Raw genomic sequence first — 16,682 nt, 5'->3', positions numbered from 1 at the left:
AATGGCTGAAACAAAGAATGCAGAGTTTTATCAAGAAGTGCTTGATATTTGTCTAACAGCGGGTAGATTAATGATTGAAGGCGGCAGTGAAATGTATCGAGTTGAAGATACAATGCTGCGAATTGCTCATAATGCTGGAGTTACGGATCCAAGGGTATTTGCGACACCTACAGGTGTTTTTATGAGTTTAGATGGTGGAAAATTATCTCAAATGAAGCAAATTCGCGACCGCAACATAAATTTAGAGCTTGTAGACAGAGTAAATGAATTATCAAGAAAGTTTGCTGCAAAAAAAATTAGTTTAAAAAAATTAAAGGCCAGAGTTCTAGCTTTGCAAACCGACTTGCCAACTTTTCCCTTGTGGATGCAAGTTATTGGAGCAGCTGCACTTAGCGCAACTTTACTTGTATTATTTATGGATGATTATGACTGGATTGATTTTCCAGCAGCAGCTGCCGTTGGAGCGCTAGGCTATCTAGCATATGTATTTTTTAAGCGATTTACCAAAATACGTTTTTTATCAGAATTGGTTGCAGCGATGGTAATGAGTTTAATTGCAATTGGAATTGTGCACTTCTTCCCGAACATGGTTGTTGATAATATCTTAATTGGAGCGCTAATGACATTAGTGCCGGGGCTTGCTTTTACAAATGCTTTAAGAGATTTATTTATGGGTGATTTATTATCGGGAATGGTACGAATGCTTGAAGCGACATTAACAGCGCTCGCTCTTGGAGGCGGAGTTGGTATTGTTATTAAGTTTTTAGGAGTTTAAGTATGCAATTTTGGTTAGAAGTTTTTATAAATATTGCTTTTTCTTATATTGCTTCTGTTGGATTTGCTTTAACTATTAATGTGCCACATCGTGCTTTAAATTTATCAGGAATAAGCGGAATCGTAGGCTGGATGGTCTACTGGTTTATGGCACGGGCAGGAATGGGTAGAATGCTATCAAATTTAATGGGGGCATTTGTAATTGGTATTTTAGGATTAATGTTTGCCAGAATGAAAAAATGTCCAGTGACAGTTTTTAATATTCCAGCTTTAGTTCCCTTGGTACCTGGTGTTCCAGCCTATCAAGCAGTAAGGGCATTGGTAAATGGTGAAACTATGGAAGCAGAAACTGCAATTTTGCGTGTAGGAATTGTTACTTGTGCAATTGCACTTGGGATACTACTTTCATCAATGATTATTGAAATGTTTTATCGGAGTAAAATGTTTTACAGAAAACGTCGTAATAAGTTATAATATCTATGACGAGTCGAGAAAACAAACGCGAGATGCGTAAAATTTTTGAGATAGAGGACATCTACCTTAAATGGCAAGCACGGGAAGTGCTGATGTTGGATAAGCCTGATGTGAACAGACACTGTCCTCACATGTATATGTGCCTTGAGTTAAAAGCAAGTCCTTTGTGGACTTGCTTTTTTGCTTTTATGAAAATTATTTCCTGGGTAATATAAAAAAGCAGACTGTATAGCCTGCTTTTTTATATTACTTATTTTTCTTCATATTTGAAAAGTCTTTAGGTGCAACTCGCTTAATGTAGGAAGGATTTGGTCGTCCTAAAATAAGTGGTACACGCTCAACAACTGTATCTGCATACTCTAAACCAAACCATGAAGCAGGGTTAGAGGATAAGTTTTGAAGCCATACACGTGCTTCGACTAACCATTTTTCATAACCAACTAGTTGAGTTTGAGGACTAATTACATCGTTAACAATAACAAATGAGAAGTCTCCAACATCTCGTCCAGGAGTTGTTGTATATTCTTGTGGTTGTGGTTCAATTGTTCCATCAGCAATTAAGTCATGAACAATTTGACGAATATATACATTCACACTAGTTTGTTTCTTGAATCCTAGATAAAGCTGAATGTTAATTACGTTCTTAGTGCCATAAGTATTAACTGCATATTCTGCAGTGAAGGGTTCATTAGTAACATTTACAGTTACAAACCAGTATGCTTTAGCACGTTTTGGACGTTTATCTAAAATTGAATAAAGAATTTCTCGCTTGATAAATTTGTTGTACTTAACTTTAGCCATATATACCAAGTTGGTAGCATAGGTTGGATAATCTTCATCATGGCTTAAATTAGTTAACATACTTGTATATTCATCAAGGCGAACGTAGGCGTTACGGGATTCACGTTTATCACGAATCTTATTACCGTAAAACCAAACGTACATGATCATTAAGATGAATCCAGTAATGACTAATGATACATAACCACCGTGAGTGAACTTGCTTAAACTTGAAAGCATGAACATGATATTCAATGCTCCAAAGAATACTAAGAAAAGTAGATCCCAAAGCATAGGAATTTGTTCTTTTCTTAACCATTCATAAAGCATAATAGTTGTCATTAACATTGAAATGGTAATTGACAAACCATACGCTGCTTCCATGTGCGCAGAAGTTCTAAAGTAAAGAACTAAGGCAATAGTTGCTGCACAAAGCATTTTGTTAACAGACGGAATATAAATTTGTCCTTTTTCATTTGATGGATAAAGAATATTCATTCTAGGCAAGAACTTAAGTCCACTGGCTTCGGCAACAAGTGTAAATGAACCAGTGATTAAAGCTTGTGAAGCAATAACTGCAGCAATAGTTGCTAACACGATTGCTGCTAATCTTATGTCTGATGGGATAGTTTCATAAAATGGATTAAAGTCACCAGTAGTATGATAACCAGGATTTTGTAAAATCCATACCCCTTGACCAAAGTAGTTAAGAGCTAAACAAACAAATACGTAAGGCCAAGATCCAACAATATTGTTCTTACCAACGTGTCCTACATCAGAATAGAGTGCCTCAGCACCAGTAGTAGCCAAGAAGATAGAACCTAAAATAAAGATTCCAGCCTTATTATATGGACTGAATAATAATTTGATTGCATAGTAAGGGTTAATAGCCTGAATAATTGACCAGTCATGGCTCATATTCATCAACCCAATGATTCCTAAAAATGTAAACCAAACGAACATAATAGGACCAAAAGCTTTACCAATGATACTGGTACCCATACGTTGAATTCCAAATAGGAATAAGAGAATAATTACGGTAATAATGATTACCATTTCCTGAGTGTTGACAGGAATGTTTCCGTGACCAAACTCCATCCCTTTAAGTCCTTCAATAGCAGTTGTAACAGTAACTGCAGGTGTTAATGTACCATCAGCAAGGATGGCAGCTCCACCAATTAAAGCAGGCAATACGAGCCATTTAGCACGTTTCCTAATTAAAGCGTACAAAGCAAAGATTCCGCCTTCACCGTGGTTAGTTGCACGAAGAGCGATAATCACAGTTTGCAAAGTGGTGAGCAAAGTAACAGTCCATAAAACAAGTGAAATGGAACCGACAATAAAGTCGCGGTTAACATTGGCAATGCCGCCGTTACCTGCAACAATCGACTTCATAACATATAAAGGACTTGTCCCAATGTCACCGTAGACGATACCGATGGCAATCAATAATCCTGCCGCCGACATCTTTTTACGTGTATTCTGTGTCATGTTAGTACTTCCTTAACGAAAATAGATATTTAGTAAAAAAAGATGCAAGAAGCATCTCTTTTATAAAACATATCTATTTTCAACTATTTTGGCTTAACTTTCAAGTGTGAAATTATATTAATATATACAAAAATACCTTTACTCTAAAAATTGAGCAAAGGTATTTAAAAGAATAACTATGAAAGTGCGTTTTGAATTTCGCTACGACGCTTTTCGTACCAATCTTTCCAAGCTTCGTAAGTAACCATTGATTCTGGGTCAATGTCTTCTTTTTTCTTCATTTCGTCAAGTAAATTATTGAAGTTGTAATCATGCCATTGAAGAACATGCTTAACTAAAGTCTTACGTGGGAAGTGAATATTATTACGCAAGTAGTTGTTAATATCAACAATGTTGTGGTCAGTGTCGTATAAGTTCATAATTTCTAAGTCACGTCCATCAAAATGAGCAATATAGAAATTAGCAAAAACCTTCAAGTAATCAGGTTGTTCTTTAAATACTTCTTGATCCATAACAACACGGTTAGCTTCAGGCATTACGACCTTTAAGTCATCGTTTTCTTCAGTTTCTTCGATATTTTGATTAGTCTTTTTTTCTTCAGTCAACGTAGGTACTCCTTTAAGCAATAGAAAATACTAAAAAGTCAATAGTAATTTTACCGAGTTTTTGCGATAAAAGCAACCATGGCTACTTTTTTAGATAATTTTTGATGTCTTGTTTAGTAATGGAACTTGGGGTCTTATGACCATGTTTATGAGCATATCTGTATAAGTTAATGCTATCTTGTGGACTCCAAGAAGATGAATCGTATCCAGCTTTATTGATCTGCTTGTTTATCATTACTCACAGTGCTAGAGTCTACTTCTTTACCATCAACTGATTGATCTTGTTTAGCTCCAGCTCCATCTTTAACTTTGCCAGCGTTGCCAGTATCGCTAGTGGCACTAGTCTCATTTGAAGCATCTTTATCAGAGGTATCAGAAGATTGTTTGTTGTCTTTAGAATCTTCATCATTAGAAGAAGTAGAAGAAGACTTGGAAGATTGCTCGTTAGAAGAATTATTTTCTTCTTTTTTATTATTAGATGAAGAGCTTTGATTTTGAGAATCTGGATTGTCACTAGAAGAATTCATTTGCTCTTGATCATCGGATGTGGAATTGTTATCTGATTGATCAGACTTTGATGATTGTGAGTTAGAGTGTGATTGTTTATTGCTAGATGAAGTGGGGATAATATTTTGAGTAGTAGCTACCATTCCACCGCCTCCGAAGGCAATAGCAACCGCTCCAATAATGACTCCTATAGTAGATCGTTTCATAAAATGACTCCTTGAATTGAATTTTTATATATTATAGCAAAGAAGTATTTGCGAATTGGTAAAGTTTTTTTCAAAAATGGTTTACATTTTTTAGGTTAGTTTCGTTAGTAATTGTGTAAGTCATCAAGGCGCGCAGGTGACTTGCAGATCTAATGTATCCAAAACAATATTATAAGGTAGGTTTTAAAAAATGAATTACGAATTATTAGAACAATCAGTGCAGTTTACTTTTGGTAATGAAAAATATGGTGAAAATGGCAAAAAGAAAATTTATAAAAATGTGAAAAAAGATGCTCAAGCAGAAAGTCTTAAAAAAGTGGGTGAAGCAATCAGCTCACTGCAAAAAGATTCTCTTGATGCAATTGTCCTTATTCAAAAACATGGTGTAGCGTTAGTTTAATAATTAATAGGAAATAAAAGGAGAATAATAATGACAGAAACTACAAAGACTTTAAAGATGACTTTTTTAAATGGCAAGAATAAAAAGACGAGTATCACTTTGAATAATGCGGTGCCGGATTTGGAAGAGGCGGCGGTGAGGGATGCAATGGGAATAATTGCTCAAGAAAATATTTTTAGTAAGGAAGAAGTTGATATGTATAAGACTCCTCAATCTGCTCAATACATTGAACGAACTGTTACTAGTGTGTTTGACGATACTGAATCTAATAAGGATTAATTTTGAGTATTTGAGAAAAATTTGGAAAGGGCAATCTCATGTAGAGATTGCCCTTTTTAGTAAGAAAAAACGACTACGTATTTTGTAGTCGTACAAAAGATTAATCTTTTTGATTTTGGTGACACTGAGCATAGTGATGTCTTTTGTGACAAGTTTGTCGCTGCTGAAACTTGAAGTTTGATTTAGACTGATGTTGGTTAATCAACAATCTAAACTGTTTTATAATTTCAGCTACATACTTAAAAACATAACCCAGTGAAAATAGAATCAATGGGGTAATTAATTGTTTAAATATATCAATCACTTGTGCTATTTTGCTCCAGTTGGTTACTTGAGCTGTTAGTTAGTATAAGTTGCAGATGAGTTGGTTACTCGTATGCGTATTATTAAAAAGCAATCTCGTGTAGAGGTTGCTTTTTTGTTGCTTAAAACAATACGAAATATTTAAGGAAGTGGTAAAAAGAGTACCCGAGTGTTACAAAAGGAGAAAATTTCGTCAAAATTTTGTAAAATTTGAGATTTTTTAAAAAAGGAATAAATAAATTGTAAAGATATATAAAAGCTTGTTTTTTATTGTTAGATTGGGCTTCAAAGGTGGTAAGTGAATTTCATTCGTTATTTTTTTGCACAAAAAGTTTATTACAAATGGGTTTTATAGCCGTTTTAAGCTTGCGTTTTTTGCTTAAGGTTAGTACAATATGAATCGTGGTAAGCAATCGGACAATGCTTCAGGCGTGTTGCCTGTACGCATGCTGACCCTTCAGCAAGACTTTACTACCTCAGAAGCTTTATAACCTTCTGGTTCTTGTCTTGAAGTGTTTTGTACATTATAGGCTCTTACACTTGCTGAATCTTTCGTCCCTTTGCATTTTTTTGTTTTTTCAAGGAGGATTAGACCACATGAAGAAAAATTTACGTATCGTTAGCGCTGCTGCTGCTGCTCTTTTAGCTGTCGCTCCTGTCGCTGTTTCTGTTGTTTCTACTGCTGACGCTGCTGTTACTGTAAACAACGCTACTGCTTCACAACAAACTCCAGCTAAGGCTAACGCACTTACTGTTAACGTATCACTTAACGCTACCGCTGGTCAAACCACTGTTGCTGACGCAATCAAGTCAGTTAAGGTATCTGTAGACGGTGCTACTGTTAGTGCCAAGAACGTTGAAATCGTTAAGGCTGGTACTACTACTGCACTTTCAAACGACACTAAGTTAAATGCAGAAGATTCATACCAAGTTGTTGTTAAGAACTTCAACTTAACTGGTTTGACTACTGGTAAGGAATACACTATTGCAGGTGGTACTTTAGCAGGTAAGCCAGCAACTACTGCATACAAGGCAAGTGACCTTTCACAAAACCAAGCATTCACTAGTGATGCTTTCCACTTAACTGACAAGAACTTAACTGGTACTCCATACTTCGTTAAGGACAACACTGTTGTAACTAATGGTGCTGTTTCAGTTGCTGCTTCAACTAAGACTGTTAGCGTTTCAGATGTTGTTAAGGCTATTAACGCTCAAAACTTCACTGTTAAGATGACTGACGGTGCTTCAGCTAAGGTTATGAACAACGTTAACGTTGAAGCTGCTGTAAACGCAGCATTATCAGCTGCAGGTATCGAAGTTAAGAACGGTTCATTTGCTATTCCAAGTTCAAATGTATTTACTGTTAACTTAACTGCTACTGCAAACAACGAAAAGAGTGCAACTCTTCCAGTTATCGTTTCATTCAATACTCAAGCATTGACTGATGCAGAAGCTAAGACTTACCCAGTAATCACTTACAACAAGAAGAACTACCAAGGTGCTAACCAAGCATTGTCATTAGCAAATGACGCTTCATTCAACTACATGCCACTTAACTCAAGTGTTAACACTAAGGCAATTGAAGAAGCATTTACTGCTGTTGTTTCATCAGACAACTCTACTAAGTTGAACGTTAAGGTTGACACTTCTAAGGTTAACACTGCAGTAGCTGGTACTTACCCAGTAACTGTAAGTGCAACTAACCCATCAGGTAAGACTTCAAGCGTAGTATTCAACTTAACTGTTGGTGCTAAGAACGCTGCTTACAAGACTGTTAAGACTGCTGGTAACATTTACACTGTAAATGGTAACAAGGCTACTCAAACTAACAACACTGTAACTGTTGGTCAAAACGTTGCAACTTTCGGTACTGTAACTATCGACGGTGTTGAATACACTCGTATCAACAGCGCAAGCTCAGACGAATTTGTACAATCTTCAGTATTTACTGAAGAAGTTGGCGTAGACAAGACTGTTATGCACGCAGCTGCTTACTACGACAAGAATGGTAAGGCTACTACTCTTGACGGCAAGAAGACTGCTGCTTCATTCAGCACTATTTCAGTAGTTGCTAAGCCTGTAACTATCAACGGTGCAAGCTACTACAAGATTGCTAACAAGGATGCTTACGTTAAGGCTTCAAACATTGACGGTACTAAGCGTGTATTGAAGCACAATGCTTACATCTACGCAACTTCAAAGAAGCGCGCAACTAAGACTGTTCTTAAGAAGGGTGAAACTGTTGTAACTTACGGCGGTTCATACAAGTTCAAGAACGGTAAGCGTTACTACCGTATTGAAGGCGCAACTGCAACTAAGAAGATGTACGTTAAAGTTGCTAACTTTTAATTAGAACTTAATTATAAAAGAAAAAGTGAGAATATATCTCACTTTTTCTTTAGATTCATTTCTCCAAAATACAAACGAAAGCCGCAGATCCTTAATATTGAGGACCTGCGGTTTTTTGTGTTCAAAAGCACTATCAAAAATGTTTTTCTAATTTTAGAAATATTTTTTATTTGGTATAATATTAATCGGCAAGTTTTATGAGCGGTGGCAGTTTTTGTCTCCTGGAGGTGAGGCTTATGGCACAATCACTTACAGAAAGGTTTCTGCCAGATGTCTGTTTACGAGGCTTTAAGTCTTGCAATTATGTTTGGTTCTTTTATTATTGCGCTTTTGTCGTATATTGATAACCATCACGATAAATAGTTTCTCAAACAAAAAACACCGCTCACATATATAACTTTGGAAGAGTTATGAGTCGGTGCACACTGTACTTATAATTAAGCCACCGCTCTTAAAGCGGGCCTGAAGAGTAGCTATCAGCTACTCTTTTTCTTTATCTCATTATAGCATAAAAATAACAAAAAAGACGAGCTCATCGCTCGTCTTTTTATATTAACTTTTGGAAAAGTTAGGGTAGATGTACAGACCTACTTAATTAAAAGTTTGCCTTCTTAACGTACATCTTGTTTGAAGCGGTGCAGCCTTCGATACGGTAGTAAGCCTTACCGTTTCTGAACTTAACTGCTGAACCGTAAGTAGTTACAGTAGTACCCTTCTTAAGAACCTTCTTATTAGCACGCTTCTTTGAAGTTGCGTAGATGTAAGCATTGTGCTTCAAAGTACGCTTAGTACCATCAACGTTTGCTGCGTCAATGTATTCTTCCTTGTCAGCGCTAATTCTGTAGAACTTCTTACCGTTGATTTCCTTAGTACCGTAAACGTCAACATTTGAGTAAGTTGCGATTACACGGCTACCTACACGTTCATGCTTTTCGTTGTAAACGTATGAGTTGTGCATTACCTTAACAGTACCAGTCTTTTCAAGCTTCTTTTCTACAGCAGCCTTCAAGTTCTTAGTTGGGATCCAAAGGTTTGAAGCTTCACGAGTCTTACCAACTGAAGCTACACGAGTGTATTCAACACCGTTTACAGTAGTAGTGTCATTAGGGTAAACAACGATTTGTTGACCATTGTTAGCTACTACACCGTTTTGGTTTGAAACAGTACCGTTAACGATTGATACTAAGTTAACTACTTGACCATTTTCTGCTGATACGAAGTAGTTAGCTAATTCATCCTTCTTATCACCTGAAACAGCAACTTGGAAGTTCAAAGTAGTAGTCTTACCATTTGAGTTAGTTGCCTTTAAGGTTGCGTTGTAAAGACCAGATTGGTTAACGTTCATGTTATCAACATGAAGGTTATCAGTAGTTAAACGTAACTTATCATTGTTATTTGATGATTGTAAAGCACGGAAGTGGTTCAAAACAGTTTCTGCCCAGTTTGAGTCACCAAGCTTAACAGTAGCTACTGGCATTGCAGTATTAAAAGTGTTGTTAGCTTGCTTTACGCTGAACCAATCTTTACCTTCATTGTTCAATTCACCAGTTAAAGTTCTGTATTGAATTAATGGGAAGCTTAGGTCTTCTGAATTCTTGTTGAATGCAACAGTAACAGTAGCAAACTTACCACTAAAGATGTTAACACGCTTTAAAGTGTAAGTATCAGAACCAGGAGTCCAGCGACTTGAGAATGAGTTAGTAACTGGACGATCTTTGTCTGGTTTATCAACTGGAGTATAAATAGTATTTGAGTAATTTGCCCAATCTTTTACAAAGTCAGTATTTGATGCATCGTATTTAAGAACATTGGTCTTACCAGCTTGGATACCAGTTGCATAACTTGAACGGTTTGAAGATAAACCTAATTTTTCAATTGCAGCTAAAACAGTAGCTGAATCATTAACACTAACTTTAGTATCTTTATTATTAATCTTTACAGTCTTAGGTGCTTCAATAGTTTGACCATTTGCCAAAGCATTGTTCTTTAAGTAAGTTGAACCAAAACTTGGTTGATCATGTAAAGTAGAGTTGTAGAAGTGCAATGGAATAGCAAGGTAAATATTTCTGATAGTGCCTTGGCTACTTGGTTGACCATTATTTGGTAAGTACACTGCACCATTGTTTGCAGTATACTTAATATTAGTATCCTTGCTTAATCCTCTAACAGTTACAGCAACTTGAAGGTAATAAGTACTACCAGCGTGTAAATCGCTTTGCTTTAATTGAAATTGAGCATTAGTATCATCAGTAGCTTTTTTAGTAATTTGTGCTTCATCAGTAGCTACGATTTCAGGCTTTGAACCATCATTTGCACTTACGCTAATTTTGCTACCAACATCTTTAAGGAAATTACTTAAATTAAAGTTGTTTAAATCTACAAAACTACTAAAACCAGCTTTATCTAAGTCTTGATTACCTAAATTACTTGCAAAATCAATGTTATGATCTCTATGTTCTTGTTGTGGCTTAGTTGCGCCACCGGTTGTGATATCGTCAGCAGCGTCAGCAGTAGAAACAACAGAAACAGCGACAGGAGCGACAGCTAAAAGAGCAGCAGCAGCAGCGCTAACGATACGTAAATTTTTCTTCATGTGGTCTAATCCTCCTTGAAAAAACAAAAAAATGCAAAGGGACGAAAGATTCAGCAAGTGTAAGAGCCTATAATGTACAAAACACTTCAAGACAAGAACCAGAAGGTTATAAAGCTTCTGAGGTAGTAAAGTCTTGCTGAAGGGTCAGCATGGGTGGTGGTTGATAGTGTAAGTGTTTGTTATATATTTTTATATATTGGGGTTGGTGGGTGGGATTTATTGAAAATACAAGTGGCTAATATTTGAGTACTTAAAAATTCATTTCCTAGGAAATATTTTTTTCTTTTTGTTTAAAAATTAGTAAAATAGAGACTGATTATTTATTTTTTTGCCTGTAATAAGACAAATTATTATACAATACAATAGGTAGAAATTGTGCGAATTTATTCAGACGAGTAGGAAGATTGGTAACAAATGAGAGAACGCAGAGAGGATAGGCGTAAGGGCTTTAGTTTAGTATGGCTAGGGTTGCTTATCATTATTATTTTTAGTGGGTTGTTTTTTCCAGAAATACCTAATATTAATACTTATATCAGCACAAAAACGGCGCATAACTTATTAATTACTAAGATTAAAGATAGTGATACAGGACTGAAATATCACAAAAAATATCCAGAAGGAATTGTAATCAGTGAGGGGCGTGGTGATGCAGATAAAGTACATGCCTATATTGATAATCATGGAGTGATTCAATTTCATACTCCTAATTCTGCTTTAGATGATCATAAATATATCCATATTGAGTTAAAAGAAGAAGATAATCCTGTAAGCTTTGCCCATAGTATTGATAATGCTGCAATTTATGCAGCTTCTTTGATGCATCAATATAATTTAAAGCCTAATAATGCAAATCATACATTAAAAAGCAAAAGTGAAATTTCTAAAAATAAAAGCGATCAAATGAATCCTAATGAATACTTTGAGCATTATGGATATAACAGTAATCAATTCTTCAACCTTATTAAACAATATTATTATGGTAGTTTAGTTAAACCGCCTTTAGGTTTATCATTTTTTGAAAAACTAATAACTATTTTAAGAATTATTGCAATTATAGTGGGAATTGTGGCAATTATAGCAGGATTAATCTTACCAACGAAGCGTTGGGTCATATGGTGGGATAAATAAGCTTAATAGAAATTACTAATTATAGTAGAATATAGTTATATAGAAGATAAAACCACGGAGGAAGTGAATTTGATGGCTGTGAATAAAGACCTTGATAAGCAGATCCTTAGCAAGCAGCGTGAATTAGCTGAAAGTCAATCAGCTAATCAATCTCAGCTATTTCAATTGATAACTGACAAGATTGCGACCATCTCTGAAAGTAAAATCAAGCAAATTGTAACTAAAATGCCAAAAATTTGGTTACCATTGCTTATTGTGATTTTTATTATGTGTGCAATGGGAACAATGTTGCATTTTACTGGCAGTAAGTTCTGGTTAATGCTCTCATTGAGTATCGTCATTTTATTAGCGGAATATGCTCTTTACACAGTATGGCATAAAACGCGTTTAGAAAAGACATATAATGAATTGTTGCAAATCAAAACAAAAGTTGCAGATATTCAGAAAGAATTTACACCAGAATATCAGACTTTCAATGATAAAAAAGTAGATTTAGTTGAAAAAATAGACGGTTTTGTTAGATCTGCTTCTGATGGACATGATGATTATCGAATACTTAAGAGTAAGTATGGCGATTTATTAATTAGGGATATTTATGATAAGGGTGGATTTCGTCATTATCAATTAGTTTATGCTTTGACTGGTGAGCTCACACAAGTACGTGAGTTCTCAATTAGTCGAGCGGGATATTTATTGACCACATATAAGAATGGAAAAGTTAATCAGCGACTATTTTGTGGCGAAAGCGGAGAGATTTTTTCTTTAGAAAAATACAGTGATTTCTATAGTGTTCCTAATAAAGTTGAACAAGTACGAGAAAAGTATGACAATATTATCTCAGCGAAACTAAAGCAAATTGAAAAAATTAAAGATGGTGCACCAACTGGAACTTATAATTGGTTTAATTATCAAAAAGTAAGTGACTCTAAAGCGCTTGATTCTTTGCGTCAAGCTGAATATATTGGACGTAAACGAAAAGGAAAAAAGGAAAGTAAGCAGAATCAAATTTTGCATGATTTATCTATTGATAATCTTACAGGAATTAATCTTATCAATAGTACGTTTGCTGCATATAATAATGAAGTAGATAATCTTTATAATAAGATTGCAGTCTTAAGAGAATCTGATGCAGATATTTATAAAAAAATCACAGACTTGCAATGGTATTTAAGACCTGTAGAGGTTTTTAAAGGTAGTAGCAAACAAGATGCTTATAAAAAATTAAGTTCTATTTTAGCCAAAGCGGCAGGTGAAGAAATAGCAATTGAAAAACTTAAAAATGATCCAAAAGTTCAAGTTTTAGATAATGTTTCTTTACCAGCACCTAATGGGGACATTATTCAAATTGACCACATTGCAATCACACCGGCAGGAATTTTCTTAATTGAAGTTCAGTCTCGTGATATAGAAGATGGCAGAATTTATCGAGCAAAAAGTGAATTAGATAAGGCTAAGATCAGAAAACAAATTTCTCTTCATAAAGATGCAGTTTATCAAAAATTAAAATTAGAAACACAGGGATTATTTGCTGATCACTTAGTTGAAAAACTTCTACGTGCAGATGCAATTAGAGGTTTACTTGTGATCGTTAATCGAACTAATCCTGAAAAACAGGATTTCTTAATTGATAATCCAAATTATTACCGTGATTATAATCGAACTTTAATTGTTAATCCAGCAGAATTAGACCATGTTGTTCATCGTGATACTGCAAACATGCAACTGGATGAACAAGGAATTGAACGAGTTAAACGTGCATTAGAATCAAAATCTATTTTCTATGAAAAGATTCATGATAATTATGAGTTTTTCCCATATCTCGACCAATATTCAGGTGAAGAATTAAATCAAAACATTTGGAATCAATTGCACAGTATTGAAGAATTAGAAAAAGTAATTGCTGAACTTAATGATGTAGTAGATGAGTTGATTGAATTTGAACAACAATTCCAAAAATACAGTTCTCTCTCAGCTATTTTACCTTACTTTACTAGTCGACTGACTGATACTGAAATTGAATTAAGTGGTGAAGTTGGCTTGAATATGGAACATCTTGGTAATATTATTCGAGATGAAAATAAGCTATTAAGCACTACTGAACACAATGTTAATTCTTTGCTTCAATCTTATAATGACCATGTTAAGACTTTGCAAAGTCTTGAAGAAGGAAAGTTAGATGCAGTTGTCCCAATTGCAATTGCCGTAGTTGTAAGCACATTTATTGGAATAACATTAATCTAAAAAAGAACCTTGTTAACAAGGTTCTTTTTTTATTTTAAAATTTTTAATTGCTGTTTTAGTTTGAAAATTTTCTTAACAGATTCATCAATCTGTTTTTCTGAAATTTGACCATTTTTAATTGCTTTTTTAATTTCAGGGATACCAGTTTGATAATCTCCACCTAATAAGATGTCATTTCCAGCTTTTAAGGCTAAAACGTCAACATTATTATGACTTACGCGACCATATTCTGTAATAGCTCCCATTTGTAAATCATCAGTGATTATCAAACCGTGATAATGAAGCTGGTTTCTTAAGAGTTGATGGACTCTTGGAGAAAGTGAAGCTGGTCGTTTATTATCAAGTGATTTAATTATTATATGAGAAACCATAATTCCATCGACATCACAATTTATCCCTGCTTTAAATGGAAGCAGGTCTTCTTTTTCATAATCAGTGAGTTTTTTATTTACTTCAGCAAAACCGTTATGAGTATCTTTAGCGTCACCATAACCAGGAAAATGTTTTAAAACTGCAGCAACATTTTGACTTTGAATTGCTTTAACAGCAACTGAAATATATTCGGCAGTTTTTTGATAATTTTCTCCAAGAGTTCTATCATAAATAAAACTTGAAGATTTCGAAGATACATCAGCAACTGGTGCAAAATTCATGTTAATGCCATTTTGGCGTAGTAATTGAGCGACTTCAATATTTTCTTGCTTTATTTGCTTAAGACCACCTTTTTGATAAATGACTTGCGGACTAGGAAACTTACGTCCGTTTGCTAGTTTAGTTTTAGATAACCGAGAAACAGTACCACCTTCTTGATCAGTCGAAATTAACAGACCGTGTTGGCTTTTTTGTCGATAGAGTTGCATTTCATTTTGAAATTGTTTTTTGCTTTTTCTTTGATAATCTGGTGCAAATAAAGTAATACCACCTAGTTGATATTTTTGAATATCATGAAACATTTGCTCAAAATTGCCAGTGCTATGTGCAAAATAAAGCTGTCCGATTTTTTGATCAAGAGACATTTTCTTTATTTTTTCATCAATATCATTTGATTTTTGGATAGTTCTTTTTGAGTTTGATTTAGAATTAGACAATTTCTTTTGCGAGCATCCAGCCAGAATAATAGATGCTAGTAATAATAGATAAATAAATTTTTTCTTTTTCATTTCTTTCTCCTTAATTAATAGAATACTATATTTGATACAAAAAATTTGCTTATTTTTGCTAAATTGTTAGTCTAAAATAAAAGAGTTAACTAAAATTGAGTAGGAAGTAAAATGAACAAAAAAGAAACAATTATTAAAAATCATAAGAAGAAATGGTCTTCAAAGCATAAATGGTTAATTGCAATTACATTATTATGTTTAATAATTTTTGCATGTTTTTATGGTTGGGGACAATATTATTACCAAAAAAATAAACAAATTGATCGAATCATAACTAGTATTCAAAATACTAATAGTGATTTAAGTAAATTTGTGCAGCCTGCTGATCCTGACCTTAAGGTGACTGAGGATAGTTTAAAGCCGTTACAAAATTACTATCGCAAAAATCCACAAAAATTAACGGAATTATCAAATGATTTACACAATGGGCAGTATGATGACCAAATGCAATTGATTCAAAATGGAGAATACTTTATGATTTTTCCTAAATATCAATTACGAATTAAAGTTTATCAACCACAAGTTGAAACAAATAATCCTGATTCATATTTAACCGTGAATGGAAATAATCGTGGAACGATGAATGGCGCAGGTCAAAATTATTATCAAAATCTTGGATTAATATTTCCTGGGGAATATCATCTAGTAGTAAATACTAAAGTAGGCGGAAGGAATCTTAAATCAGATTCGATTGTTGATATTTGGTCAAATAAAACGATTGATCTGTTAATTAGAACTGCAACTTTTAGAATCCATAGTGTGCCAGATGGTGTGGTTTATATCAATAATAAAAAAGTAGCAATATTAGATAAGTCAGGAGAATATCTTTTTAAAAATTATCCCTTGTCTAAAAATATGACTTTATATGTTCAAACTAAATATAAGGATAAAACTATTAAAAGTGAACCTGTAGATAATTTAGCCCAAGTTATTAATCAGCGCCTATCCAACACAGCAGAAGGTAGTACGGATTATAATCACCATATTCACTATTTAGGAAATAAAAAAACAGCTATTTATCAAGACACAGATGGAAATTATATTGTAAATCCATTGTGGCCTGGATTAATTCAAGCAAAAGAAGCTTCGGATATTTTGGCACATAACTTTTTGAAAGTTAATCCTGATAGTTTTATAAAAGGTGAAAAAAATAAGAGTTATAAAAAATTAAAAAAGGAAGTTAAAGAGGCTCTTAAGGAATATAAATCTAAAAAATTAAGCGCACAGGTAACAGTTCAATCCATTATTCCAACAGGTATTAATCATAGTCAGGTCAGATTTGATGCAATTTACAAATATAAGCATAAAAAGATGGTGATTATGGAAGATTATGCCAATTTTGAAAATAAAAATGGTCAACAACTAATTAAAGACATTGAAATTAAATAATAA

14 protein-coding genes are annotated in these 16,682 nt (G+C 34.2%); 9 read left to right on the top strand and 5 right to left on the bottom strand.

What is annotated here, in order from left to right; translation table 11 throughout:
• Position 1: 1 nt before the first annotated feature.
• Both ACTHPI_RS00735 and ACTHPI_RS00730 read left to right on the top strand, forming a co-directional pair.
• Positions 2-775: a threonine/serine exporter family protein gene (locus ACTHPI_RS00735; protein WP_445352269.1), complete on the top strand. Its 774-nt coding sequence runs from the start codon at positions 2-4 to the stop codon at positions 773-775.
• Between the two features lie 2 nt (positions 776-777).
• Positions 778-1,248 (top strand): threonine/serine exporter family protein, encoded by a 471-nt coding sequence (locus tag ACTHPI_RS00730; RefSeq protein ID WP_445352268.1) that lies wholly within the window; start codon positions 778-780, stop codon positions 1,246-1,248.
• A gap of 246 nt (positions 1,249-1,494) precedes the next feature.
• Here the strand turns inward: ACTHPI_RS00730 and ACTHPI_RS00725 are convergent, their stop codons facing one another.
• From ACTHPI_RS00725 to ACTHPI_RS00715, 3 genes are all read right to left on the bottom strand, one after another.
• Positions 1,495-3,519 (bottom strand): KUP/HAK/KT family potassium transporter, encoded by a 2,025-nt coding sequence (locus ACTHPI_RS00725; RefSeq protein WP_445352267.1) that lies wholly within the window; start codon positions 3,517-3,519, stop codon positions 1,495-1,497.
• Positions 3,520-3,695: 176 nt separating this feature from the next.
• Positions 3,696-4,124, bottom strand: coding sequence for a hypothetical protein (locus tag ACTHPI_RS00720; RefSeq protein ID WP_445352266.1), 429 nt, complete (start codon positions 4,122-4,124; stop codon positions 3,696-3,698).
• A gap of 212 nt (positions 4,125-4,336) precedes the next feature.
• The gene (locus ACTHPI_RS00715; protein ID WP_445352265.1) at positions 4,337-4,837 is read right to left on the bottom strand and encodes a hypothetical protein; all 501 of its coding nucleotides are present in this window, start codon (positions 4,835-4,837) and stop codon (positions 4,337-4,339) included.
• Between the two features lie 190 nt (positions 4,838-5,027).
• Here ACTHPI_RS00715 and ACTHPI_RS00710 point away from each other — a divergent pair, with 190 nt between their 5' ends.
• The 4 genes from ACTHPI_RS00710 to ACTHPI_RS00695 all read left to right on the top strand — a co-directional run bounded on the left by ACTHPI_RS00710 (position 5,028) and on the right by ACTHPI_RS00695 (position 8,531).
• On the top strand, positions 5,028-5,237 hold the full coding sequence (locus ACTHPI_RS00710) for a DUF1659 domain-containing protein (RefSeq protein ID WP_445352264.1): 210 nt from the start codon (positions 5,028-5,030) through the stop codon (positions 5,235-5,237).
• A 30-nt stretch (positions 5,238-5,267) separates the two neighbouring features.
• On the top strand, positions 5,268-5,516 hold the full coding sequence (locus ACTHPI_RS00705; protein ID WP_445352263.1) for a DUF2922 domain-containing protein: 249 nt from the start codon (positions 5,268-5,270) through the stop codon (positions 5,514-5,516).
• 900 nt (positions 5,517-6,416) lie between these two features.
• On the top strand, positions 6,417-8,168 hold the full coding sequence (locus ACTHPI_RS00700) for an SLAP domain-containing protein (protein ID WP_445352262.1): 1,752 nt from the start codon (positions 6,417-6,419) through the stop codon (positions 8,166-8,168).
• Between the two features lie 270 nt (positions 8,169-8,438).
• Positions 8,439-8,531, top strand: coding sequence for a putative holin-like toxin (locus ACTHPI_RS00695; RefSeq protein WP_347337947.1), 93 nt, complete (start codon positions 8,439-8,441; stop codon positions 8,529-8,531).
• Between the two features lie 232 nt (positions 8,532-8,763).
• Here the strand turns inward: ACTHPI_RS00695 and ACTHPI_RS00690 are convergent, their stop codons facing one another.
• The gene (locus ACTHPI_RS00690) at positions 8,764-10,761 is read right to left on the bottom strand and encodes an SLAP domain-containing protein (protein ID WP_445352261.1); all 1,998 of its coding nucleotides are present in this window, start codon (positions 10,759-10,761) and stop codon (positions 8,764-8,766) included.
• 414 nt (positions 10,762-11,175) lie between these two features.
• Between ACTHPI_RS00690 and ACTHPI_RS00685 the strand changes: the two genes are divergently transcribed.
• Both ACTHPI_RS00685 and ACTHPI_RS00680 read left to right on the top strand, forming a co-directional pair.
• Positions 11,176-11,889: a hypothetical protein gene (locus tag ACTHPI_RS00685; RefSeq protein WP_445352260.1), complete on the top strand. Its 714-nt coding sequence runs from the start codon at positions 11,176-11,178 to the stop codon at positions 11,887-11,889.
• Positions 11,890-11,961: 72 nt separating this feature from the next.
• Positions 11,962-14,130 carry a nuclease-related domain-containing protein gene (locus tag ACTHPI_RS00680; RefSeq protein ID WP_445352259.1) on the top strand — a complete coding sequence of 723 codons (2,169 nt, stop codon included), beginning with the start codon at positions 11,962-11,964 and terminating at the stop codon, positions 14,128-14,130.
• Between the two features lie 29 nt (positions 14,131-14,159).
• On the opposite strand, the gene ACTHPI_RS00675 is transcribed toward ACTHPI_RS00680, so the two are convergent.
• Positions 14,160-15,290 carry a glycoside hydrolase family 3 protein gene (locus ACTHPI_RS00675; RefSeq protein ID WP_445352258.1) on the bottom strand — a complete coding sequence of 377 codons (1,131 nt, stop codon included), beginning with the start codon at positions 15,288-15,290 and terminating at the stop codon, positions 14,160-14,162.
• Between the two features lie 111 nt (positions 15,291-15,401).
• Here ACTHPI_RS00675 and ACTHPI_RS00670 point away from each other — a divergent pair, with 111 nt between their 5' ends.
• A complete protein-coding gene (locus ACTHPI_RS00670) occupies positions 15,402-16,679 on the top strand; it encodes a TcaA 3rd/4th domain-containing protein (protein ID WP_445352257.1) in 1,278 nt (425 codons plus the stop codon).
• Positions 16,680-16,682 lie beyond the last annotated feature (3 nt).

The organism is Lactobacillus sp. PSON (assembly GCF_052615405.1).
This window is presented reverse-complemented; position numbering and strand designations above follow the sequence as displayed.